The organism is Pseudomonas sp. GW823-FHT02E01 (assembly GCF_058797535.1).
In genome coordinates this window covers 115,183-136,626 of sequence record NZ_JBXAJS010000004.1, presented here as the reverse complement: position 1 = coordinate 136,626, position 21,444 = coordinate 115,183, and the positions used below count along the sequence as shown (strand labels likewise).

General features: G+C 60.5%; 17 protein-coding genes. 12 read left to right on the top strand and 5 right to left on the bottom strand.

The annotated features are described in order from the left end of the window. The first annotated feature begins 206 nt into the window (after window positions 1–206). The 3 genes from AC1RDQ_RS10870 to AC1RDQ_RS10860 all read left to right on the top strand — a co-directional run bounded on the left by AC1RDQ_RS10870 (window position 207) and on the right by AC1RDQ_RS10860 (window position 6,944). Entirely contained in the window at window positions 207–3,479 is a 3,273-nt protein-coding gene (locus AC1RDQ_RS10870; RefSeq protein ID WP_492587227.1) for a transglutaminase family protein, read from the top strand. 88 nt (window positions 3,480–3,567) lie between these two features. Continuing rightward, window positions 3,568–6,054 (top strand): circularly permuted type 2 ATP-grasp protein, encoded by a 2,487-nt coding sequence (locus AC1RDQ_RS10865; RefSeq protein ID WP_492587225.1) that lies wholly within the window; start codon window positions 3,568–3,570, stop codon window positions 6,052–6,054. Further along, window positions 6,054–6,944, top strand: a complete 891-nt coding sequence (locus tag AC1RDQ_RS10860) for a transglutaminase family protein (protein WP_407514988.1) — start codon at window positions 6,054–6,056, stop codon at window positions 6,942–6,944. Before AC1RDQ_RS10865 ends, AC1RDQ_RS10860 begins: the two co-directional genes overlap by 1 nt. Before the next feature lie 213 nt (window positions 6,945–7,157). Here AC1RDQ_RS10860 and AC1RDQ_RS10855 read toward each other — a convergent pair whose 3' ends face one another. After that, window positions 7,158–7,337, bottom strand: coding sequence for a hypothetical protein (locus AC1RDQ_RS10855; RefSeq protein WP_007973286.1), 180 nt, complete (start codon window positions 7,335–7,337; stop codon window positions 7,158–7,160). Between the two features lie 68 nt (window positions 7,338–7,405). Then, window positions 7,406–7,993, bottom strand: a complete 588-nt coding sequence (locus AC1RDQ_RS10850; RefSeq protein ID WP_057397746.1) for a cytokinin riboside 5'-monophosphate phosphoribohydrolase — start codon at window positions 7,991–7,993, stop codon at window positions 7,406–7,408. Between the two features lie 344 nt (window positions 7,994–8,337). Here AC1RDQ_RS10850 and azu point away from each other — a divergent pair, with 344 nt between their 5' ends. After that, window positions 8,338–8,784, top strand: coding sequence for an azurin (gene azu, locus AC1RDQ_RS10845; protein ID WP_223502848.1), 447 nt, complete (start codon window positions 8,338–8,340; stop codon window positions 8,782–8,784). A 176-nt stretch (window positions 8,785–8,960) separates the two neighbouring features. On the opposite strand, the gene nadE is transcribed toward azu, so the two are convergent. The 3 genes from nadE to AC1RDQ_RS10830 form a co-directional block, all read right to left on the bottom strand. Beyond that, window positions 8,961–9,788, bottom strand: a complete 828-nt coding sequence (gene nadE / locus AC1RDQ_RS10840) for an NAD(+) synthase (RefSeq protein ID WP_090452833.1) — start codon at window positions 9,786–9,788, stop codon at window positions 8,961–8,963. A 4-nt stretch (window positions 9,789–9,792) separates the two neighbouring features. Further along, window positions 9,793–11,019: a nicotinate phosphoribosyltransferase gene (pncB, locus tag AC1RDQ_RS10835; protein ID WP_057712226.1), complete on the bottom strand. Its 1,227-nt coding sequence runs from the start codon at window positions 11,017–11,019 to the stop codon at window positions 9,793–9,795. 206 nt (window positions 11,020–11,225) lie between these two features. Further along, window positions 11,226–12,137 carry a LysR family transcriptional regulator gene (locus AC1RDQ_RS10830; RefSeq protein WP_057712225.1) on the bottom strand — a complete coding sequence of 304 codons (912 nt, stop codon included), beginning with the start codon at window positions 12,135–12,137 and terminating at the stop codon, window positions 11,226–11,228. A 174-nt stretch (window positions 12,138–12,311) separates the two neighbouring features. On the opposite strand from AC1RDQ_RS10830, the gene amaB reads away from it, so the two are divergent. From amaB to AC1RDQ_RS10790, 8 genes are all read left to right on the top strand, one after another. Beyond that, complete coding sequence (amaB, locus tag AC1RDQ_RS10825) at window positions 12,312–13,802, top strand: L-piperidine-6-carboxylate dehydrogenase (RefSeq protein ID WP_102669255.1); 1,491 nt, start codon at window positions 12,312–12,314, stop codon at window positions 13,800–13,802. Between the two features lie 154 nt (window positions 13,803–13,956). Further along, window positions 13,957–15,240 (top strand): L-pipecolate oxidase, encoded by a 1,284-nt coding sequence (gene amaA / locus AC1RDQ_RS10820; protein ID WP_057712223.1) that lies wholly within the window; start codon window positions 13,957–13,959, stop codon window positions 15,238–15,240. A gap of 362 nt (window positions 15,241–15,602) precedes the next feature. Beyond that, a complete protein-coding gene (locus tag AC1RDQ_RS10815) occupies window positions 15,603–16,736 on the top strand; it encodes an ABC transporter substrate-binding protein (protein WP_008048115.1) in 1,134 nt (377 codons plus the stop codon). Between the two features lie 240 nt (window positions 16,737–16,976). Beyond that, on the top strand, window positions 16,977–17,891 hold the full coding sequence (locus AC1RDQ_RS10810; RefSeq protein WP_007979705.1) for an ABC transporter permease subunit: 915 nt from the start codon (window positions 16,977–16,979) through the stop codon (window positions 17,889–17,891). A gap of 3 nt (window positions 17,892–17,894) precedes the next feature. Then, window positions 17,895–19,178 (top strand): high-affinity branched-chain amino acid ABC transporter permease LivM, encoded by a 1,284-nt coding sequence (livM, locus tag AC1RDQ_RS10805; protein ID WP_057712222.1) that lies wholly within the window; start codon window positions 17,895–17,897, stop codon window positions 19,176–19,178. Further along, window positions 19,175–20,047, top strand: coding sequence for an ABC transporter ATP-binding protein (locus tag AC1RDQ_RS10800; protein ID WP_090452841.1), 873 nt, complete (start codon window positions 19,175–19,177; stop codon window positions 20,045–20,047). The genes livM and AC1RDQ_RS10800 overlap by 4 nt, the downstream gene beginning before the upstream one ends. After that, window positions 20,044–20,760 (top strand): ABC transporter ATP-binding protein, encoded by a 717-nt coding sequence (locus AC1RDQ_RS10795; protein WP_057712220.1) that lies wholly within the window; start codon window positions 20,044–20,046, stop codon window positions 20,758–20,760. Before AC1RDQ_RS10800 ends, AC1RDQ_RS10795 begins: the two co-directional genes overlap by 4 nt. A gap of 293 nt (window positions 20,761–21,053) precedes the next feature. Further along, a complete protein-coding gene (locus tag AC1RDQ_RS10790) occupies window positions 21,054–21,302 on the top strand; it encodes a hypothetical protein (RefSeq protein WP_223502843.1) in 249 nt (82 codons plus the stop codon). Window positions 21,303–21,444 lie beyond the last annotated feature (142 nt).

Below are 21,444 nucleotides of genomic sequence, written 5' to 3'. Positions count from 1 at the left end.
GAGCGGGCTTGCCCGCGAAGAGGCCGGAGCTGCCAACCAATTCTGGCTGGTTGCCACATTTACGTGCACCTGTGCCAAACCATTTTCCCGCATCGCCCGATTTTGGTGCTGTACTGCCTCAGGCAACCGAAGAAAGCGCCAGCGCTGCTGGATGGCATAAGTCTTGCGCGCTTTCCAATACGCTCAAGGCTCGCAGGAGGCACGCCGTGTCGATTCATGTCGCATTGCACCACGTCACGCATTACCGCTATGACCGCGCTGTCGAACTCGGCCCGCAGATCGTTCGCCTGCGTCCCGCCGCCCACAGCCGCACGCGGATTCTGTCCTATGCGTTGAAAGTCTCCCCCGAACAGCACTTCATCAACTGGCAGCAGGACCCTCAGGGCAATTACCTGGCGCGGCTGGTGTTCCCGGAAAAAACCGAAGAATTGCGAATCGAAGTCGATCTGCTGGCCGAAATGGCGATCTTCAATCCGTTCGACTTCTTCCTCGAACCCTACGCGGAAAAAATCCCCTTCACCTATGCCGCGGATGAGCGCAAGGAGCTGGCGCCGTACCTGGAAACCCTGCCCCTGACGCCGAAGTTCAAGGCCTACCTGGACGGCATCGACCGCACACCGTTACCCGCCGTGGACTTTCTCGTCGCGCTCAACCAGCGTTTGAGCGAAGACATCGACTACCTGATCCGCATGGAGCCCGGCGTACAAACACCTGAGCACACCCTCGACCAGGCCTCCGGTTCGTGCCGCGACTCCGCCTGGTTGCTGGTGCAACTGCTGCGCAACCTGGGGCTGGCGGCGCGTTTCGTGTCGGGCTACCTGATCCAGCTGACCGCCGACGTCAAAAGTCTCGACGGTCCGTCCGGCACCGACGTGGATTTCACCGACCTGCACGCCTGGTGCGAGGTGTACCTGCCCGGCGCCGGCTGGATCGGCCTGGATGCGACCTCTGGACTGTTTGCCGGTGAAGGACATATTCCATTGGCCTGTAGTCCCGATCCGTCCTCTGCGGCGCCGATCAGTGGCTTGGTGGAACCCTGCGAGTGCGAATTCAGCCACGAAATGTCCGTGGAGCGGATTTGGGAAGCACCACGGGTCACCAAGCCCTACAGCGACGATCAGTGGCTGGCGATCCAGGCCCTGGGCCGACGGATCGATGCTGATTTGCTGGAAGGCGATGTACGCCTGACCATGGGCGGCGAGCCGACCTTTGTGTCCATCGATGACCCGGACGGCGCCGAGTGGAATACCGCGGCGCTGGGGCCGGATAAACGACGGTTGTCCGCCGAACTGTTCCAGCGCATGCGCAAGCACTACGCACCCCAGGGGCTGGTGCATTTCGGGCAGGGCAAGTGGTATCCCGGCGAGCAACTGCCGCGCTGGTCGCTCAATTGCTACTGGCGCCGTGACGGCGTACCGATCTGGCACAACAGCGCGCTGATCGCCGACGAGCAGGAGGATTATGGCGCCGACGGTGCGCTGGCCGGGCGTTTTCTGGCGAGTGTCGCCGAACGCTTGAAGATTCCGACACGCTTTGTGTTCCCCGCCTACGAAGACAATTTCTATTACCTCTGGCGCGAAGGAATGTTGCCGCAAAACGTCAGCGCCGAAGACTCACGCCTGGAAGAGCCTTTGGAGCGTAAGCGCCTGCGCAAGGTCTTCAGTCAAGGCCTGGACAAGGTCATCGGCCAGGTTCTGCCGCTGGCGCGCACCGCCAAGGGCGACCAGTGGCAGAGCGGGCGCTGGTATCTGCGCGACGAGCACTGCCGTCTGGTGCCGGGGGATTCTCCACTCGGATATCGCTTGCCGCTGGGTTCGCAGCCTTGGGTGAAGGCGGCGGAGTATCCGTTCATCTATCCGCAGGACCCGAATCAGGATTTCCCGCCGCTGCCCGACACAGGGCAGCTTCAGAGCCAAGGCGCAGCCGTCGCAGAAGACCGTGCGCCAAACATCGACGAGTCCGCCGACTGGCTGACCCGCACGGCGTTCTGTGCCGAGGCGCGGGAAGGCCGTTTGTACCTGTTCATGCCGCCGCTGGAACGGGTCGAGGATTACCTCGAGCTGGTCGCTGCCATCGAAGCCACCGCCGAAGAGCTGATGTGCCCGGTGTTGCTGGAGGGGTATGAGCCGCCGAGCGATCCACGCCTGAGCAACTTGCGCATCACCCCGGATCCGGGGGTGATCGAGGTCAACGTGCAGCCGTCCGCGACCTGGGATGAGCTGGTCGAGCGCACCGAATTCCTCTATGAAGAGGCGCGCCAGACTCGGCTGACCACCGAGAAATTCATGATCGACGGCCGGCATACCGGCACGGGCGGTGGTAACCATTTCGTGCTGGGTGGCGCGACACCGGGGGACTCGCCGTTTCTGCGTCGCCCGGATCTGCTGCGCAGCCTGATCAGCTACTGGCATAACCATCCGTCGCTGTCCTACCTGTTTTCCGGATTGTTCATCGGCCCGACGTCCCAGGCGCCGCGGGTCGATGAGGCGCGCAACGATGCCTTGTACGAGCTGGAAATCGCCTTCGCGCAGATGCCTGAAGCGGGTGAGGAGTGCCCGCCATGGCTGGTGGATCGACTGCTGCGCAACCTGCTGATCGATGTAACCGGCAACACCCACCGCGCCGAGTTCTGCATCGACAAACTCTATTCGCCGGACGGTGCCACCGGGCGCCTCGGATTGCTGGAGCTACGTGCGTTCGAGATGCCGCCCCATGCGCGCATGAGCCTGGCGCAACAATTGTTGCTGCGGGCGCTGGTTGCGCGGTTCTGGCGCGAGCCCTATGCGCCGCCGAAACTGGCGCGCTGGGGCACGGAGCTGCACGATCGCTTCCTGTTGCCGCACTTTATCGAGCAAGACTTCGCCGATGTCATCGTCGACCTCAACTCCGCCGGTTATCCGGTGCGGGCCGAATGGTTCGCCGCGCATCTGGAATTCCGCTTCCCCAAGGTTGGCGACTACGCCGTCAGCGGCATTGCGCTGGAACTGCGCCAGGCGCTCGAGCCCTGGCACGTGCTGGGCGAAGAGGGCGCCATGGGCGGTACGGTGCGTTACGTGGATTCGTCACTGGAGCGTTTGCAGGTCAAACTCAGCGGCTTGCCGCCCCAGCGATATCTGCTGACCTGCAACGGCATTCCGGTGCCATTGCAGCCCACCGGGCGTGTAGGCGAATTCGTCGCTGGCGTGAGATTCCGTGCCTGGCAACCGGCTAACTGCCTGCAACCGACCATTGCGGTCCACGCGCCCCTGGTGTTCGACCTGCTCGACATCTGGATGCAGCGCTCGCTGGGCGGTTGTCAGTACCACGTCGCCCATCCGGGCGGGCGCAACTACGACAGTTTGCCGGTGAATGCTAACGAAGCGGAGAGCCGGCGAATGGCGCGCTTCTTCCGCATCGGACACACGCCGGGAAAGTTTCCTGTACCCAATCTGGAAATCAGCGACGAGTTGCCGATGACACTCGATTTGCGACGTTTCTAAACCGTACGCGACGCTCGGATTTTTCGTATATCCGGGCGTCACGAGCCTGCGTTAGTCTGACCGTTCATTGCTGTCTGCCGAGCTTTCCATGCCTGACCTGCTAGACCGCTACCCGCTGACGGCGGGCACCTATCACGAACTGCTCGACGACAGTGGCGCCGTGCGCCCGCACTGGCGCCGGCTGTTCGAACAGTTGCAACGCAGCACGCCGGCACAACTGGTGCAGCGTCAGGCTCTGCTGACCCGGCAGATTCAGGAAAACGGCGTTACCTATAACGTCTATGCCGACCCCAAGGGCGCGGACCGGCCGTGGGAGCTGGACCTGCTGCCCCATGTCATCGCGGCTGAGGAGTGGCAACAGTTGTCGGCCGGCATCGCTCAGAGGGCGCGGTTGCTCAATGCCGTGCTGGCTGACCTTTACGGTCCGCAACGGCTGATCGCCGAAGGTCTGCTGCCCGCCGAGCTGGTGTTCGGTCACAACAACTTCCTTTGGCCCTGTCAGGGCATCAGCCCGCCTGACGGAGCCTTTCTGCATCTGTATGCCGTGGATCTGGCGCGCACACCCGATGGCCGCTGGTGGGTGACGGCGGATCGTACCCAGGCGCCTTCGGGAGCCGGATATGCGCTGGAAAACCGCACGATTGTGTCCCGGGCCTTTCCCGAGTTGTACCGCGATCTGAAAGTGCAGCACCTGGCCGGGTTCTTCCGCACCTTGCAGGAAACTCTGGTCCGTCAGGCCCCGAGTGACGGAGACGCACCGTTGGTGGTACTGCTGACACCGGGGCGTTTCAACGAAAGCTATTTTGAACATCTGTATCTGGCTCGTCAGCTCGGTTATCCGCTGGTGGAGGGCGGCGACCTGACGGTGCGCGATGCCACGGTCTACCTGAAGACCCTGAGTGGCCTGCGTCGGGTCCACGCGATCATGCGCCGGCTCGACGATGACTTCTGCGATCCGCTGGAGCTGCGAACCGACTCCGCCCTCGGCGTGCCTGGCCTGCTTGAGGCTGTGCGGCAGGGGCGGGTTCTGGTGGCCAACGCCCTCGGCAGCGGTGTGCTGGAATCGCCGGGTTTGTTGGGTTTTCTGCCGAAGATCAATCAATTCCTGTTTGGCGAAGAACTGATCCTGCCGTCCATCGCCACCTGGTGGTGCGGTGAAGCGCCGGTTCTGGCCCAGGCCCTGGAGAAACTTCCAGAGTTGCTGATCAAGCCGGCGTTTCCGTCCCAGAGCTTTGCACCGGTATTTGGCCGTGATTTGAGTGATAAACAGCGCAAGGAGCTCGCAGAGCGCATGCAGGCGCGTCCTTATGCCTATGTGGCGCAAGAACTTGCGCAATTGTCCCAGGCGCCGATCTGGCAAGCCGAAGACGGCCAACTGCAACCCCGTGCCATCGGCATGCGCGTGTATGCAGTGGCCAGCCGCGAGGGATATCGGGTACTGCCCGGTGGCTTGACCCGGGTCGCCGCCCAAGCCGATGCTGAAGTGGTGTCGATGCAGCGCGGCGGCGCCAGTAAAGACACCTGGGTGCTGGGCGATCGTGCGCCTAGCGGCGAACAATGGAAGGCCCAACGCAACATCGGTGTGCATGACCTGGTGCGGCGCGATCCGTACCTGCCATCGCGGGTGGTGGAAAACCTGTTCTGGTTCGGTCGTTATTGCGAGCGTTGCGACGACAGCGCCCGTTTGCTGCGCATCATGCTGGCGCGCTATGTCGACGGCGACGACCCACAAGCCCTGCAGGCAGCGGTGGACCTCGGCGAGCGGCTGATGCTGTTGCCCGATGAGGGCGAGTTGCCGGAACGCCTGTTGGCGGCGCTGCTCGGCGATGACTGGCCGTTCAGTCTGCGTTCCAACCTGCAACGCTTGCAGTGGGCTGCTTCGCAGGTGCGCGGCAAGCTCTCGCGGGAAAACTGGCAGGCGCTGGTGGAGTTACAGCGCGAGGCCATGGAGCTGGAAACCGAAGAGCCGGATTTCGGTGAGTTGCTGGATTTTCTCAATCGTCTGGTGATGTCTCTGGCGGCGCTGTCTGGCTTTGCCCTGGACGACATGACCCGGGATGAAGGCTGGCGTTTCCTGATGATTGGTCGGCGAATCGAACGCCTGCAATTTCTCAGCGGCAGCCTGGCGGCGTTCCTGCGGGGCGCCGGGGCTTTCGATCAGGCCGGGCTGGAGTGGTTGCTGGAACTGGGCAACAGCAGCATCACTTACCGTTCTCGATACCTGGCGGTGGCGCAGCTGATCCCGGTGCTCGACCTGCTATTGCTCGATGAGCAGAACCCTCACGCCGTGTTGTTCCAATTGAAACTGGTGACCCGCACACTCAAACGCCTCAACGATGACTTTGGCGCGCCGCGTGAAGCAGCGCTGCCGCAATTGGTCGAGCGTCTGGCGCGATTCGATCTGGGCTGCCTGGAAAACCCGCTGTTCGGCGACGCGAGTGTTCGCGCTGCCATCGAGGGGCTGGCCGCGCTGCTGCAAGAGATCGCCGACGCCAGCGGGCAAGTTTCCGATCGCTTGGCGCTGCGGCATTTCGCTCATGTCGATGATGTCAGCCAGCGCACGGTGTCCGTCTGATGAGCGCTCACTACCAGATTTTCCACGACACCCATTATCACTACGACAGCCCGGTGTCCCTGGCCCAGCAACTGGCGCATTTGTGGCCGCGGCCTTGTGCCTGGCAGCGCTGCACCGACCGGCAATTGCAGATCAGTCCGCAGCCGACCTCGCGCCGCGATGAACTGGATGTATTCGGCAATCCGCTGACCCGGCTGGCGTTTGAACGTCCTCATGATGAGCTGCTGGTCAATGCCAGCCTCACGATCGAGGTACTTCCCCGGCCCGTGCTGGACTTCAATCTTTCACCCCCATGGGAAGACACCCGTAGCGCGCTGACTTACAGCAGCCAGCCACTGTCACCCGAATTGCTTGAAGCCTGCCGTTACCGCTTCGAATCACCTTACGTGCATCTAAAGCGCAACTTCGTCGAATTTTCCGAGAGCTGCTTCCCGACGGGGCGGCCGCTGTTGCTCGGCGTTCAGGCGTTGATGGAGAAAATCTTCAGCGAGTTCACCTTCGATGCCGAAGCGACTCAGGTGGCGACGCCGCTGGTAGAAGTGTTGGAGCGTCGGCGCGGGGTCTGCCAGGATTTTGCCCACCTGATGCTCGCCTGTGTACGCTCCCGTGGATTGGCCGCACGCTACATCAGCGGCTACCTGCTGACCCAGCCGCCACCTGGCCAGCCACGGCTGATTGGTGCCGATGCATCCCACGCCTGGGTCTCGGTGTTTTGCCCGGTGCTGGGGTGGGTGGATTTCGATCCGACCAACAATGTGCAACCGGCACTGGAGCACATCACCCTGGCCTGGGGCCGGGATTTTTCCGATGTGTCGCCGTTGCGGGGGGTGATTCTTGGGGGAGGGAACCACGACCCGGAAGTTCGCGTCACTGTGATGCCACTGGATTAACGAAGATCAACTGTGGGAGCGAGCTTGCTCGCGATAGCGGTGTGTCAGTCAATTTGATATTGGATGTGCGGCCGTCATCGCGAGCAAGCTCGCTCCCACAGGGAATTACGGTGTGTTTGGGTCATTCGATTGGCCTGTGTGGGTCGGCAGCAAAGCTGCCAACCCTTTACACAGATCCGGTGGGCCTGTTCAGATCAACCGGCCCGGAGGTTCTCAGGCGTCGGGCGCCGAGTCTTTCGGTGCATCAACATCGTCTTCTGCCGCCACTTCACCCTCAGGGTTCAGTGCCGCTTCTTCAGCTGTAGCTTTCTTGCGCTGAAGCTTTTCCTCTTTCTTCTGCTCCTTGGCCAAGTCTCTCTGACGTTTGGCGAAGGAATAATTAGGTTTAGCCATGGGCGATCCTCTGGGGTCGAAGGTGAGGTTGAGCGGCGCATATTCTGCCCTGTATCGGTGCCGAGCCGTTAGCTGGGTTTTTGCTCGGCCCATTTTGGCGCTATGGACGGTTGCCAGGCATCCAGAGCATCGAGCAGGGTTTGCGGCGATTCGCTCACTTGCAGCATGTCACGGTGCTGCCCGCGAACGAAGCCTTCGCCGACGATGTGATCAAGAAAAGACGTCAATTTGCTGTAGAAACCATTCACTTCCAGCAAACCCAGCGGTTTGCCGTGGTAGCCGAGCTGGCCCCAGGTCCAGACTTCGAACAGCTCTTCGAGGGTGCCAAGGCCGCCGGGCAGTGCGATAAAGGCATCGCTGAGCTCGGCCATCCGCGCCTTGCGCGCGTGCATGCCATCGACGACTTCCAGGCGAGTCAGGCCGCTGTGGCCGATTTCCTTGTCTTTGAGGCTTTGCGGGATGATGCCGATCACTTCACCGCCGGCCGCTAGGGCCGCATCGGCGACGATGCCCATCAAGCCCACGGCGCCACCACCATACACCAGGGTCAGCTTGCGCTCGGCCAACGCCCGGCCAAGGGCCACGGCTGCTTCGCGGTAAGCCGGGTTGGTGCCGGTGCTGGCACCACAAAATACACAAACGGATGTTAAAGACATGCCTTGCTCCTTGGTCGATCAGGGCCACAGAGTAAAGGCAGGCGCACGGCACTCCAAGGGCTAGACTTGGTGTTCTGGGGTTTCGTACGTGCCGCTGGCACCGCAGGCGTAGGCGGCCAGCAAACTGCACAACAGACTGTTGATCAACATGATGGGCATTCCATTTGAAGGGGGACGGCCTGATGATAGGCCCGGACCAGACACTTGGCCGGTAGATATTTCGCATCGGTGCCATAGCGCGAAAGTTGTATACAATTTTTGATTCAAGTCATATGAACTTGCGAAGTTTTCAGGCAGTCTTCTGTTTATTCGCGATTTCCTTAACCCTGCCTTGGAGATTCACCATGTTTGCCAAACTTGTTGCGGTATCCCTGTTGACACTGGCCAGCAGCCAATTGATGGCTGCAGAGTGCAAAGTCACCGTCGACTCCACCGACCAGATGTCTTTCGACACGAAGGCTATTGAAATCGACAAGAGCTGCAAGACGTTTACCGTGGAACTCAAGCATTCCGGCAGCTTGCCGAAGAACGTCATGGGCCATAACTGGGTGCTGAGTAAAGAAGCCGACATGCAGCCGATCGCCACCGACGGCCTGAGCGCTGGCATCGACAAGAACTACCTGAAGGAAGGCGATGCCCGCGTGATCGCCCACACCAAGATCATCGGCGCCAAGGAAACCGATTCGGTGACCTTCGATGTGTCCAAGCTCGATGCCGCTCAAAAGTACGGTTTCTTCTGCTCGTTCCCGGGCCACATTTCGATGATGAAAGGCACCGTGACTCTGAAGTAAGACTGACCACCGCGTTATCGTTCATCGCGGGCAAGCCACGCTCCCACAGGGCCGCCACCGTACCTGTGGGAGCGGGCTTGCCCGCGAAGGGGCCAGAAGCATCGATGCCTGTTCTGGCCAAAGAAAAAGCCCGCTGGAGCTCAACACTTCAGCGGGCTTTTTCATTCACTCACGCCTCAAGGCGCAAACGGCATCACCCGCTTGTGATGGGTCTTGTTGTAGGTATCAACAATGATCTTGAACGCCTCTTCACGTACCGGGTTGCCGTGCAGGAACGCATCGATCTCGGCATAGGTCACGCCGTGGGACGCTTCGTCCGGTTTGCCGGGCGACAGGTCCTCCAGATCGGCGGTCGGGACTTTCTCCACCAGCGACTCCGGCGCGCCGAAGCTGCGGGCGATGGCGCGGACCTGATTTTTCACTAGGCCACTCAGTGGCGCCAGGTCGCAGGCGCCGTCACCGAACTTGGTGAAGAAACCCATCACCGCTTCCGCCGCGTGATCGGTGCCGATCACCAGGCCATGGGCCGCGCCGGCGATGGTGTACTGGGCGACCATGCGCATGCGCGCCTTGGTGTTGCCGAGCACGAAGTCCACCGACACCGCATGTTTGCCTTCGAAGGCCGCCACTTCATTGGCCAGGGATTTGACCGCCGGACCGATGTTCACGGTGTGGCGCTCGTCCGGCTTGATGAAATCCACTGAAGCCTGGGCGTCGTGTTCATCGAACTGGGTTTCGTAGGGCAGGCGCACGGCGATGAATTTGTAGGCGGCATCACCGCTGCGCTGGCGCAGTTCACGGACGGCCCGTTGGGCCAGCAGGCCGGCGGTGAGGGAGTCGACACCACCACTGATGCCCAGTACCAGGGTCTTGAGCCCGGAATTGACCAGGCAGTCCTGAATGAAGGTCACCCGCCGGGCGACTTCGGCCTCAAGGGCGGCTTCGTCGGCGAATGGCGGCTGGACCTTGAGCTGTTCAGCAATCTCACGCTGTACGGCTTGCATGAATTCACTCCTTGCTTGATGTACTTGAAAGGGCGGCAGGAACCTGGAAAACGTGTCGCAGGTAAGCGACGAAATTCGGGTCTTTGCAGTGCGTCTTGCCTGGCTCGTCGGAGATCTTCGCCACCGGCTGGCCGTTGCAGGCGGTCATTTTAAGCACGATGCTCATCGGTTCGACACCCGGAATATCACACGTCAGGTTGGTGCCGATGCCGAAGCTGACATTGATCCGACCGCGCAGCGCCCGGAATATCTCCAGAGCCTTGGGCAGGGTCAGGCTGTCGGAGAAAGTCAGCGTCTTGCTCATCGGGTCGATGCCGAGCCTGTGATAGTGGGCGATGGCTTTTTCCGCCCAAACCACCGGATCGCCTGAGTCGTGGCGCAAACCGTCGAAAAGCTTGGCGAAAAACAGATCGAAATCGCCGAGGAAGGCATCAATGGTGATGCAGTCGGTCAGGGCAATCCCCAGCAGGCCACGGTATTCACGGACCCAGCAATCGAGTGCGGCGATCTGGCTGTCGATCAGCCGCGGGCCAAGTTGCTGGTGCGCCATGATCCATTCGTGGGCCATGGTGCCCAGGGGTTTCATGTCCAGTTCCCGGGACAGGTGAACGTTGCTGGTGCCGACGAAGCGTCCGGGGAAATCGTGCTTGAGCACATTCACCACTTCTTCCTGCACGCGGTAGGAAAAGCGACGACGGGTGCCGAAATCGGCCACCTGCAATTCGGACAATTCGTCGCTGCTGGCGTTGGCGCTCAGCCAGTCGAACTTGCGGTAGAGCTGCTCGCGGGCCTGTTCCAGCACGACTTCGCGGTAGCGATAGCGGTTGCGCACTTCGCTGACCAGCGCCAGCAGCGGCACTTCGAACAGGATCACATGCAGCCAGGGGCCCCGCAGGCGGATAAACAGTTCACCGTTTTCGAGGCCGGTGTGGATGTAACGCAGGTTGAAGCGAAACAACCCGAGAAAGCGCAGGAAGTCCGGCTTCAGGAAGCTGATGCGTTCCAGAAAGCTCAACTGGTCGGCGCTCAGGCTCAGTTCGGCCAGGCGCTCGATTTGGAATCGGATTTCCGCCAGGTACGGGCGCAAGTCCTCGCTGTTACGGCAACGAAACTCCCATTCGACTTCGACGTTCGGGTAGTTGTGCAGCACCGCCTGCATCATCGTCAGCTTGTAGAAGTCGGTGTCGAGCAGGTTCTGCACGATGCGATCGGCAAACACACTCTCGCTCATAACGGGAATCTCCGGCGTTGCAGCGGTATTGATCAGTGGCGCTAGTGGCGCATATCACTGGGCAGGATTGCCAGCAGTTTTTTGACCGCTGCAATTCCCCTGTGGGAGCCAGCTTGCTCGCGATAGCAACCTGTCAGGTGATATAAATGTTGAATGTGATGACGCCATCGCGAGCAAGCTCGCTCCCACAGGGATTGTGCAAGGGTTTAATGTTGCATCACATCCGGGCTATCGATCTGCTCCAGCATCCACTTCACAAAGTCCCGCACCTTGGGGACTTCCGCCGAGTGCTCCGGGTACGCCAGGTAGTAGGCGTCGGTGCTGGGCATTGCATGCTGCCAGGGAATGACCAGCTTGCCGTCGGCCAGTTCCTCTTCCACCAGAAAACGGGGTAACAGCGCCACGCCGCAGCCGACCTGAGCGGCGCGGATGCACATGTAAAAGGTTTCGAAGCGCGGTCCGTGGTAGCTGTGCTCGGTGTGGTAGCCCTGATGGTCGAACCAGTCATGCCAGGCCTGGGGGCGGGAGGCGTTTTGCAGCAGGACCAGGTCCGTCAGCTGTGTCGGATCGGTAAACGGTGCGTCCGGCAGGCTGCCCGGGGCGCACACCGGCACCAGCTCTTCGCCGAACAGCTTCAGGCATTCGGTGCCGGGCCGTGAGCCCTGGCCGAAGTAGAACGCCAGGTCGCTGCGACCTTGCAGCAGGTCGTCGGCTTCCTGCTCGCTGCACAGATCCAGGTGGATCGACGGATGCCGCAGGCGCCAGCCTTTCAGGCGCGGCACCAGCCAGCGTGCACCGAAAGTGGGGGGCGTCGAAACCCGCAGGACTTCCGTTTCGCCACCGTAGGAACGCAGGTAATGGGTCGACATCTCGACCTGCGTGAGGATTTTTCGCACCTCAACCAGGTACAGATCGCCAGCCGGCGTCATCTGCAGGCGGCGGCGCACCCGGCGAAACAGCAGGTGCTGCAACAGCTCTTCGAGTTGCGCGACCTGTTTGCTCACGGCGCTTTGGGTCAGGTTCAACTCTTCGGCGGCCCGGGTGAAGCTCAAATGCCGGGTGACGGCCTCGAAGCACTGCAATGCAGCGATCGATGGCAAGTAGCGTTTATTCAGCATGGGCGGTCCTTGGTTCTTGTTTCTTATTGCCAGCAATGCACAGCATGAATAAACGGAATGATATCTCTCTTAAAGGTCGTTTGTTGAGTAACCTCCGGGCAGCTAAAACTACAGGTCTGATCAGCCGTGATTTTCCGGCTGCACGTGTTCTGTCTTTTGCTTGAGGAGTGACCCATGGTTGCCGCATTGCTTGATCGTCTAGGTGTGAACCCGGCCCTGTACCAGAACGGCAAAGTGCCGGTGCATTCGCCGATCGATGGCAGCAGGATCGCCGCCGTCAACTGGGAAGGCGCTGCTGAAGTCGAGCAACACATCAGTCGCGCAGATCATGCGTTCGAACTGTGGCGCAAGGTTCCGGCACCGCGCCGTGGCGAGCTGGTGCGGCAACTGGGTGACATCCTGCGTGAATACAAGGCCGACCTCGGCGAGCTGGTGTCCTGGGAGGCCGGCAAGATCACCCAGGAAGGCCTGGGTGAAGTTCAGGAAATGATCGACATCTGCGACTTCGCCGTCGGCCTGTCCCGTCAGTTGTACGGTCTGACCATCGCCTCCGAGCGTCCTGGCCACCACATGCGCGAAACCTGGCATCCGCTGGGCGTTGTCGGGGTGATCAGTGCGTTCAACTTCCCGGTCGCAGTCTGGGCCTGGAACGCCACGCTGGCGCTGGTCTGCGGCAACCCGGTGATCTGGAAGCCGTCGGAAAAGACGCCACTGACAGCACTGGCTTGCCAGGCGCTGTTCGATCGCGTGCTGAAAAACTTCAGCGATGCGCCACCGCACCTGAGCCAGGTGATTATTGGCGGTCGTGATGCCGGCGAAGCCTTGGTCGATGATCCGCGTGTCGCGCTGGTCAGCGCCACTGGCAGCACCCGCATGGGCCGTGAAGTGGCGCCGAAAATCGCCGCGCGTTTTGCCCGCAGCATCCTCGAACTGGGCGGCAACAACGCGATGATCCTCGGCCCAAGCGCCGATCTGGACATGGCCGTTCGCGCGATCCTGTTCAGTGCCGTCGGCACCGCCGGTCAGCGCTGCACCACCCTGCGTCGCCTGATCGCCCATGAGTCGGTGAAAGAAGAAATCGTCACCCGCTTGAAAGCCGCGTACTCGAAAGTGCGTATCGGCCATCCGCTGGAAGGTAACCTGATCGGCCCGCTGATCGACAAGCAAAGCTTCGACAACATGCAGGATGCGCTGGAGCAGGCCTTGAGTGAGGGCGGCCGGGTGTTTGGCGGTGAGCGTCAGCTGCAAGACAAGTTCCCGAATGCCTACTACGTGTCGCCGGCTATCGTCGAAATGCCGGAGCAAAGCGATGTGGTTTGCCACGAAACCTTCGCTCCAATCCTGTACGTGGTTGGCTACAGCGATTTCCAGGAAGCCCTGCGCCTGAACAACGCCGTGCCACAAGGCCTGTCCTCGTGCATCTTTACCACCGACGTGCGTGAAGCCGAGCAGTTCATGTCGGCGGTGGGCAGCGACTGCGGCATTGCCAACGTCAACATCGGCCCGAGCGGCGCGGAAATCGGCGGCGCGTTTGGTGGCGAGAAAGAAACCGGCGGCGGTCGTGAGTCCGGCTCCGATGCATGGCGCGGCTACATGCGCCGCCAGACCAACACCGTGAACTATTCGCTGGAGTTGCCGTTGGCGCAGGGCATCACGTTCGATTGACAGGTGCCTTCCTGTAGGAGCGAGCTTGCTCGCGATGGACGTCAACGATAACGCGTGTTTGCTGCATAACCGTGTTGCCCTGACGTTTTTCGCGAGCAAGCCCGCTCCCACATTTGAAGTATGTGTTTGTTAGGTTTCTGCTTGGAGTCTGGCAATGCCGTTACGCGAAGAGTGTCTGTGGGAAAAACTGACGCCGCAAAGGCCGGACAATTCGGCCCTCAAGGGTGAGGTCACGGTGGATGTCTGCGTCATCGGCGCCGGGTTTACCGGTTTGTCGGCGGCGGTGCATCTGCTGGAGCAAGGCAAGACTGTTTGCGTGCTGGAGGCCCATCGCGCCGGTCATGGTGGTTCCGGGCGCAACGTCGGGCTGGTCAATGCCGGGATGTGGATTCCCCCGGACGAGATCGAAGCCGGGTTTGGCGAGGCGGTTGGCAGCCAGCTCAACCGCATGCTGGGGGCGGCGCCTTCCCTGGTGTTCAGCCTAGTGGACAAGTACAACATCGATTGCCAGTTGCGCCGCGAAGGTACGCTGCACATGGCGCATAACGCCCGTGGCGAGGCCGACTTGCGCAGTCGTGAAGAACAATGGAAGCGTCGCGGTGCGCCCGTAGAGCTGCTCACCGGTCAGGCTTGCGAGCAAGCCACCGGCACGAAAAAGATCGCCGCGGCATTGCTCGATCGCCGCGCCGGCACACTCAACCCGATGGCCTACACCACGGGGCTGGCCAAAGCGGCCATCGGCCTGGGCGGTCAATTGTTCGATCATTCCCCGGTCACCCGACTCGAACGTCAGGGTCAGCGCTGGTCAGTACAGACTGCCCAGGGCTCGGTCATGGCCGAGAAAGTGGTGATTGCCTCCAATGCCTACACCGAAGGCGACTGGACGGAGCTGCGGCGCAATTTCTTCCCCGGTTATTACTATCAGGTGGCCTCGGTGCCGCTGACCGAAGAAGCCGCCCGACAAATTCTGCCCGGTGGCCAGGGTTCCTGGGACACCCGCCAAGTGCTCAGCAGTATCCGTCGAGACAAAGACGGTCGCCTGCTGCTTGGCAGTCTCGGTAATGGCAATCAGAAACCGGCCTGGTTCCTCAAGGCCTGGGCCGACCGCGTGCAGCAACACTATTTCCCGTACCTCAAGCCGGTGGAATGGGAGTGCACCTGGACCGGTTGCATCGCCTTCACCCCCGATCATTTGATGCGCCTGTTCGAGCCAGCGCCCGGTTTGGTGGCAGTCACCGGTTACAACGGTCGGGGCGTGACCACGGGCACGGTGGTCGGCAAGGCCTTTGCCGATTACCTGTGTAACGGAAATCCTCAAGCGCTACCGATTCCCTTTGCACCCATGCAGCCATTGGCCGGGGTGGGGTTGCGCAGCTGTCTGTATGAGGCGGGATTCTCGCTGTATCACGCGGGCCAGTGCCTGCGGATCGTGATCTGAATGTTGATTTTTGCAGTGGGAGGCGGCGCTTTTTCGATCTGCAGCTAGCCTGTAGTGGTGCGGGTTGTAGCAGTCCCGCACCAGCAGTGTGCACTTCGGTGACGCACGTTGTTACAGGCTGGTTGCACGTTGTTTAAAGCCGCGGTTGCAATGATGGCGCAGTCGGGTTGCGCCTCAAATAAAAAATGGTTTTACCTTCCGCGGTTTAGACGGTTGCACGCCCAATGAAAATGGGACCGAAACAGTCGAAATAACAAGAAAGCAGCGACTTTTTTCAGAATAAAAAACCGATGGCACGGCCCTTGCTCTGAGCATTCAGTGAAGTCGCAGTGCCAATTAAAAAAACCATGGAGCACCACCTCATGTCCCAGACGTTTTACAAGAAAGGCTTTCTGGCCCTCGCAGTGGCAACTGCGCTGGGTGTTTCTGCGTTTGCTCAGGCTGACATCAAGATCGGCGTAGCGGGACCAATGACGGGCGCCAACGCGGCATTTGGCGAACAGTACATGAAGGGTGCACAGGCCGCGGCCGATGCGGTCAACGCGGCTGGCGGGGTTAACGGGGAAAAAATCGTACTGGTCAAGGGCGATGACGCCTGCGAACCGAAACAGGCTGTGACGGTCGCCAAGGACCTGACCAACCAGAAAGTCGCCGGCGTAGTCGGTCACTTCTGCTCCTCCTCGACAATTCCGGCCTCCGAGATCTACGACGAGGCGGGCATCATCGCCATCACCCCGGGTTCCACCAACCCGGCCGTTACCGAGCGCGGCCTGAGCGCCATGTTCCGTATGTGCGGGCGTGACGACCAGCAAGGCATCGTGGCCGGCGACTACATCGTCGACGTGCTCAAGGGCAAGAAAGTTGTCGTGCTGCACGACAAGGACACCTACGGCCAGGGCCTGGCGGATGCTACCAAGGCTCAACTGGTCAAGCGCGGCGTAACGCCTGTGCTGTATGAAGGCCTGACCCGTGGCGAGAAAGACTTCAGCACCATCGTGACCAAGATCCGCGGTGCCGGCGCTGACGTCGTCTACTTCGGTGGTCTGCACCCGGAAGCCGGTCCTCTGGTGCGTCAACTGCGTGAACAAGGCCTCAAGGACGTCAAGTTCATGTCCGACGACGGCATCGTGACCGACGAACTGGTGACCACCGCTGGCGGCCCGCAATTCGTTGACGGCGTGCTGATGACCTTCGGCGCCGACCCACGCCTGCTGCCAGACAGCAAGACCGTGGTAGACGCCTTCCGCAAGGCCGGTACCGAGCCTGAAGGCTACACCCTGTACGCCTACGCTTCGGTCCAGACCCTGGCAGCAGCCTTCAACGGCGCCAAGTCCAACAAGGGCGAAGAAGCGGCTGCATGGCTGAAGAAAAACCCGGTCAAGACCGTCATGGGCGAGAAGACCTGGGACAGCAAGGGCGACCTGAAAATCTCCGACTACGTGGTTTACCAGTGGGACAAGGATGGCAAATACCACCAGCTGGAAAAACAGAAGTAAGGGCTGACTCAATTGGGTGAACCCCACGGTTCCCCTGTGGGAGCGAGCTTGCTCGCGATGACGGACTGGCAGGCAACTCATTCGTTGAATGTTAAACCGCAATCGCGAGCAAGCTCGCTCCTACAGGGGGCCGTGGTGGCCTGCCTGATCGTGGCTGACATTGCTCCGACGTATATCTGTATTTTCCTTAGAGGAACCGCACAGCCACATGTGCAGGTTCTCATTGCGTGAGATTGCGTTATGGATGGTATTTTCCTGCAGCAACTGGTCAACGGCCTGACCCTCGGGTCGGTCTATGGCCTGATCGCCATCGGCTACACAATGGTCTATGGCATCATCGGCATGATCAACTTCGCCCACGGCGAGGTTTACATGATTTCCGCTTACCTCGCGGCAATCAGTCTGGCTCTGCTGGCTTACTTCGGTATCGAATCTTTCCCGCTGCTGATGCTTGGCACACTGATCTTCACCATCGTCGTCACGGCGGTGTATGGCTGGGTCATCGAGCGTGTCGCCTACAAACCCCTGCGTAACTCCACTCGACTCGCCCCGCTGATCAGTGCGATCGGTATCTCTCTGATCCTGCAAAACTACGCACAGATCTCCCAGGGCGCGAAGCAACAAGGCGTTCCGACTTTGCTCTCGGGTGCCTGGCGCGTTGATATCGGTACCGGTTTCGTTCAGTTGACCTACACCAAGGTCTTCATTCTGGTCGCAGCGTTCGTCGGGATGGGCCTGCTGACCTACGTCATCAAGTACACCAAGCTCGGCCGCATGTGCCGTGCAACCCAGCAAGACCGCAAGATGGCTTCGATCCTGGGGATCAACACCGATCGGGTGATTTCCTACGTGTTCATCATCGGTGCAGCGATGGCGGCCCTGGCCGGCGTGCTGATCACCATGAACTACGGCACATTCGACTTCTATGCCGGCTTCATCATCGGGATCAAGGCGTTCACTGCCGCGGTGCTCGGCGGGATTGGTTCACTGCCCGGCGCGATGCTCGGCGGGATCATTCTCGGGATTTCCGAGTCGCTGTTTTCCGGTCTGGTGAACTCGGACTACAAAGACGTTTTCAGCTTCTCGCTGCTCGTTCTCGTTCTGGTCTTTCGGCCCCAAGGCCTGCTCGGCCGTCCTCTTGTGTCGAAGGTGTAAGCGATGTCTTCAACCACTAAAAAAACCATTGATCTCAAAAGAAGCCTGGTTGACGCGATTCTTGCCGGCCTGGTTGCCCTGATTGTGTTCGGCCCGATTGTCGGCGTAGTCCTCGATGGCTATGGCTTCAATATGGAAACGAGCCGGGTGGCCTGGATTGTCGCCATCGTCATGGCCGGTCGCTTTGCCCTTAGCCTGTTCCTGCAAACCCCCAAGGGCCTGAGAATCCTCGAGGGTTTTGAAACCACCGGGTCCGGGGTCCATGTACTGCCGCCTGATTACAAATCCCGGCTGCGCTGGATCATCCCACTGATGATTGTTATCGCGGTGGTGTTCCCGTTTTTCTCCAACTCGTACCTGTTGGGCGTGGTCATCCTCGGGCTGATCTACGTGCTGCTGGGGCTGGGGCTGAACATCGTGGTCGGCCTGGCCGGTCTGCTCGACCTTGGTTACGTGGCGTTCTACGCCATCGGTGCCTACGGCCTGGCGCTCGGTTATCAATATCTTGGGCTGGGCTTCTGGACGGTGTTGCCGCTGGCGGCGATTACCGCCGGACTGGCCGGTTGCATCCTCGGTTTCCCGGTGCTGCGCCTGCACGGTGACTACCTGGCGATCGTGACCCTGGGCTTCGGTGAAATCATTCGGTTGATCCTCAATAACTGGCTGACCCTGACCGGCGGCCCGAATGGCATGGCAGCGCCGTTGCCCACGTTCTTCGGCATCGAGTTCGGAAAAAGGGCGAAAGAGGGCGGGGTGCCTTTCCATGAGTTCTTCGGCATCGCCTACAACCCCGACGTGAAGTACTACTTCATCTACGCCGTGTTGTTCCTGGTGGTCCTGGCCGTGCTGCACATCAAGCATCGCCTGACCCGCATGCCGGTCGGCCGTGCCTGGGAAGCGCTGCGTGAGGACGAAATCGCCTGTCGCTCCATGGGCCTGAACCACGTGCTGGTCAAGCTCTCGGCGTTCACCATCGGCGCCTCGACGGCCGGTCTGGCCGGGGTGTTCTTCGCCACCTACCAGGGCTTCGTCAACCCGACCTCGTTCACCTTCTTCGAATCGGCGCTGATCCTCGCCATCGTGGTACTCGGTGGCATGGGGTCGACCATAGGCGTCGTAATTGCAGCATTCGTGCTGACCGTCGCCCCGGAGCTGCTGCGTGGCTTTGCCGAGTACCGCGTGCTGCTGTTCGGCATCCTGATGGTGTTGATGATGATCTGGCGACCGCGCGGCCTGATTCGGATCAGCCGTACCGGTGTGACCCCGCGTAAAGGAGTAGCGCCATGAGCGAAGTCGTACTCAGTGTAGAAAAACTGATGATGCACTTCGGCGGCATCAAGGCGTTGAATGATGTCAGCCTGAAGGTCAAGCGCAACTCGATCTTCGCCCTGATCGGCCCCAACGGCGCCGGCAAGACCACCGTGTTCAACTGCCTGACCGGGTTCTACAAGGCCTCCGGCGGCAAGATCGAACTCAACGTGCGTGGGCAACAGACCAATGTCATCCAGTTGCTCGGCGAATCGTTCAAGCCGACCGACTTCGTTTCGCCAAAAAGCTTCATCACCCGGATGCGCTACAAGATGTTCGGCGGCACCCACCTGGTGAACCGCGCCGGCCTGGCGCGGACCTTCCAGAACATTCGCCTGTTCAAGGAAATGTCGGTGCTGGAAAACCTGCTGGTGGCTCAGCACATGTGGGTCAATCGCAGCATGCTCGCCGGCATCCTCAACACCAAGGGCTATCGCAAGGCCGAAAGCGATGCGCTGGACCACGCGTTCTACTGGCTGGAAGTGGTGGATCTGGTGGACTGCGCCAACCGCCTGGCCGGTGAGCTGTCCTACGGTCAGCAACGCCGCCTGGAAATCGCCCGGGCCATGTGCACCCGTCCGCAGATCATCTGCCTCGACGAACCGGCCGCCGGCCTCAACCCTCAGGAAACCGAAGCGCTGAGCGCGATGATCCGGCTGCTGCGCGACGAGCACGATCTGACCGTGGTGCTGATCGAACACGACATGGGCATGGTTATGAGTATCTCCGACCACATTGTGGTGCTGGACCACGGCATCGTCATCGCCGAGGGTGGCCCCGACGACATCCGCAACGACCCGAAAGTGATTGCCGCTTATCTGGGCGCGGAAGAAGAGGAGGTGGTATGAGTAAACCCATCCTCGAGCTCAAGGAACTGGACGTGTTTTACGGGCCGATCCAGGCCCTTAAAGGTGTCTCGCTGCACATCAACGAAGGGGAAACCGTCAGCCTGATCGGCTCCAATGGTGCCGGCAAGTCGACCCTGCTGATGTCGATCTTCGGCCAGCCAAGGGCGGCGGACGGGCAGATCCTCTATCAGGGCGTGGACATTACCCACAAGTCGTCCCACTACATCGCCTCCAACGGCATTGCGCAATCGCCGGAAGGGCGGCGGGTGTTCCCCGACATGACTGTCGAGGAGAACCTGCTGATGGGCACCATCCCTATCGGTGACAAGTACGCCAAGGAGGATATGCAGCGCATGTTCGAGCTGTTCCCCAGGCTCGAAGAGCGGCGTACCCAGCGGGCGATGACCATGTCCGGCGGCGAGCAGCAGATGCTCGCCATCGCCCGGGCCCTGATGAGCCGGCCCAAGTTGTTGCTGCTCGATGAGCCAAGCCTGGGCCTGGCGCCGATCGTGGTGAAGCAGATCTTCGCCACCCTGCGGGAACTGGCCAAGACCGGCATGACCATCTTCCTGGTGGAGCAAAACGCCAACCACGCCCTGCGGTTGTCTGACCGGGCTTACGTGATGGTCAACGGCGAAATCCGCATGACCGGCACCGGCAAGGAGTTGTTGGTCAACGAGGATGTGCGTAGCGCCTATCTCGGCGGGCACTGAGTCTGCTTTGTTATGCACAAGCCCCGGCGCGCAATCGCCGGGGCTTTTTTACATCTTCAAAACACCACTGAACCCTGTGGGAGCGAGCTTGCTCGCGATAGCGGTGTGTCAGTCTCCACGATGCAAGCTGTGCCGCAGTCATCGCGAGCAAGCTAGCTCCCACAGGTTTTTGGCATGCCTCTGGGAAATTGTGGAAAACAATATTCCCAAGCTCGCAAAGCGCGACATAAAGCCGCTGCAAATAGTTGTTTTGTCACGGTTTTGACTTGTCCCCGTTTGCTGTGGAACCGGCTGTGAATAACGTGGGAGTAGCTGGCTGCAGGCCTTTTAAACCGTGGCTTGCAGAGGTGTGGTTGTTTTTTGATCAGGTGTTTTTGCGCAGCTTGCAGGCCGCTTTGTCAACCTTTTTGTTCGGGATGAAAATGCATGGAATCGGCGTGGACAAGCCTGTGGATAAGTCTGTGACTAAACTCTGGAAAGACTCGGCTGAAGGCCGTGGTTACTGGCTTGGCGCCATCGCCGGTTTGACCCGTCAGTCATGAAAATGGCCAAGGGCTACACAGCAGGCGGTTGAGGGTCAAGCAAAAAAGTTTCAAAACCCCGCGCAAAGCCTTGTGGATAGCGGCTTGCAGCTTTTCCACTTGCCCCCAAAGACTGTGGACCGGCCTGTGGATAACGTGCGCG

Coding starts and splice junctions, on each gene's coding strand:
- AC1RDQ_RS10830 (WP_057712225.1), bottom strand. CDS start 12,137: ATGCTGAATAAACGCTACTTGCCATCGATCGCTGCATTGCAGTGCTTC.
- AC1RDQ_RS10795 (WP_057712220.1), top strand. CDS start 20,044: ATGAGTAAACCCATCCTCGAGCTCAAGGAACTGGACGTGTTTTACGGG.
- AC1RDQ_RS10860 (WP_407514988.1), top strand. CDS start 6,054: ATGAGCGCTCACTACCAGATTTTCCACGACACCCATTATCACTACGAC.
- pncB (WP_057712226.1), bottom strand. CDS start 11,019: ATGAGCGAGAGTGTGTTTGCCGATCGCATCGTGCAGAACCTGCTCGAC.
- AC1RDQ_RS10800 (WP_090452841.1), top strand. CDS start 19,175: ATGAGCGAAGTCGTACTCAGTGTAGAAAAACTGATGATGCACTTCGGC.
- nadE (WP_090452833.1), bottom strand. CDS start 9,788: ATGCAAGCCGTACAGCGTGAGATTGCTGAACAGCTCAAGGTCCAGCCG.
- amaB (WP_102669255.1), top strand. CDS start 12,312: ATGGTTGCCGCATTGCTTGATCGTCTAGGTGTGAACCCGGCCCTGTAC.
- AC1RDQ_RS10855 (WP_007973286.1), bottom strand. CDS start 7,337: ATGGCTAAACCTAATTATTCCTTCGCCAAACGTCAGAGAGACTTGGCC.
- AC1RDQ_RS10865 (WP_492587225.1), top strand. CDS start 3,568: ATGCCTGACCTGCTAGACCGCTACCCGCTGACGGCGGGCACCTATCAC.
- AC1RDQ_RS10815 (WP_008048115.1), top strand. CDS start 15,603: ATGTCCCAGACGTTTTACAAGAAAGGCTTTCTGGCCCTCGCAGTGGCA.
- amaA (WP_057712223.1), top strand. CDS start 13,957: ATGCCGTTACGCGAAGAGTGTCTGTGGGAAAAACTGACGCCGCAAAGG.
- AC1RDQ_RS10850 (WP_057397746.1), bottom strand. CDS start 7,993: ATGTCTTTAACATCCGTTTGTGTATTTTGTGGTGCCAGCACCGGCACC.
- livM (WP_057712222.1), top strand. CDS start 17,895: ATGTCTTCAACCACTAAAAAAACCATTGATCTCAAAAGAAGCCTGGTT.
- azu (WP_223502848.1), top strand. CDS start 8,338: ATGTTTGCCAAACTTGTTGCGGTATCCCTGTTGACACTGGCCAGCAGC.
- AC1RDQ_RS10810 (WP_007979705.1), top strand. CDS start 16,977: ATGGATGGTATTTTCCTGCAGCAACTGGTCAACGGCCTGACCCTCGGG.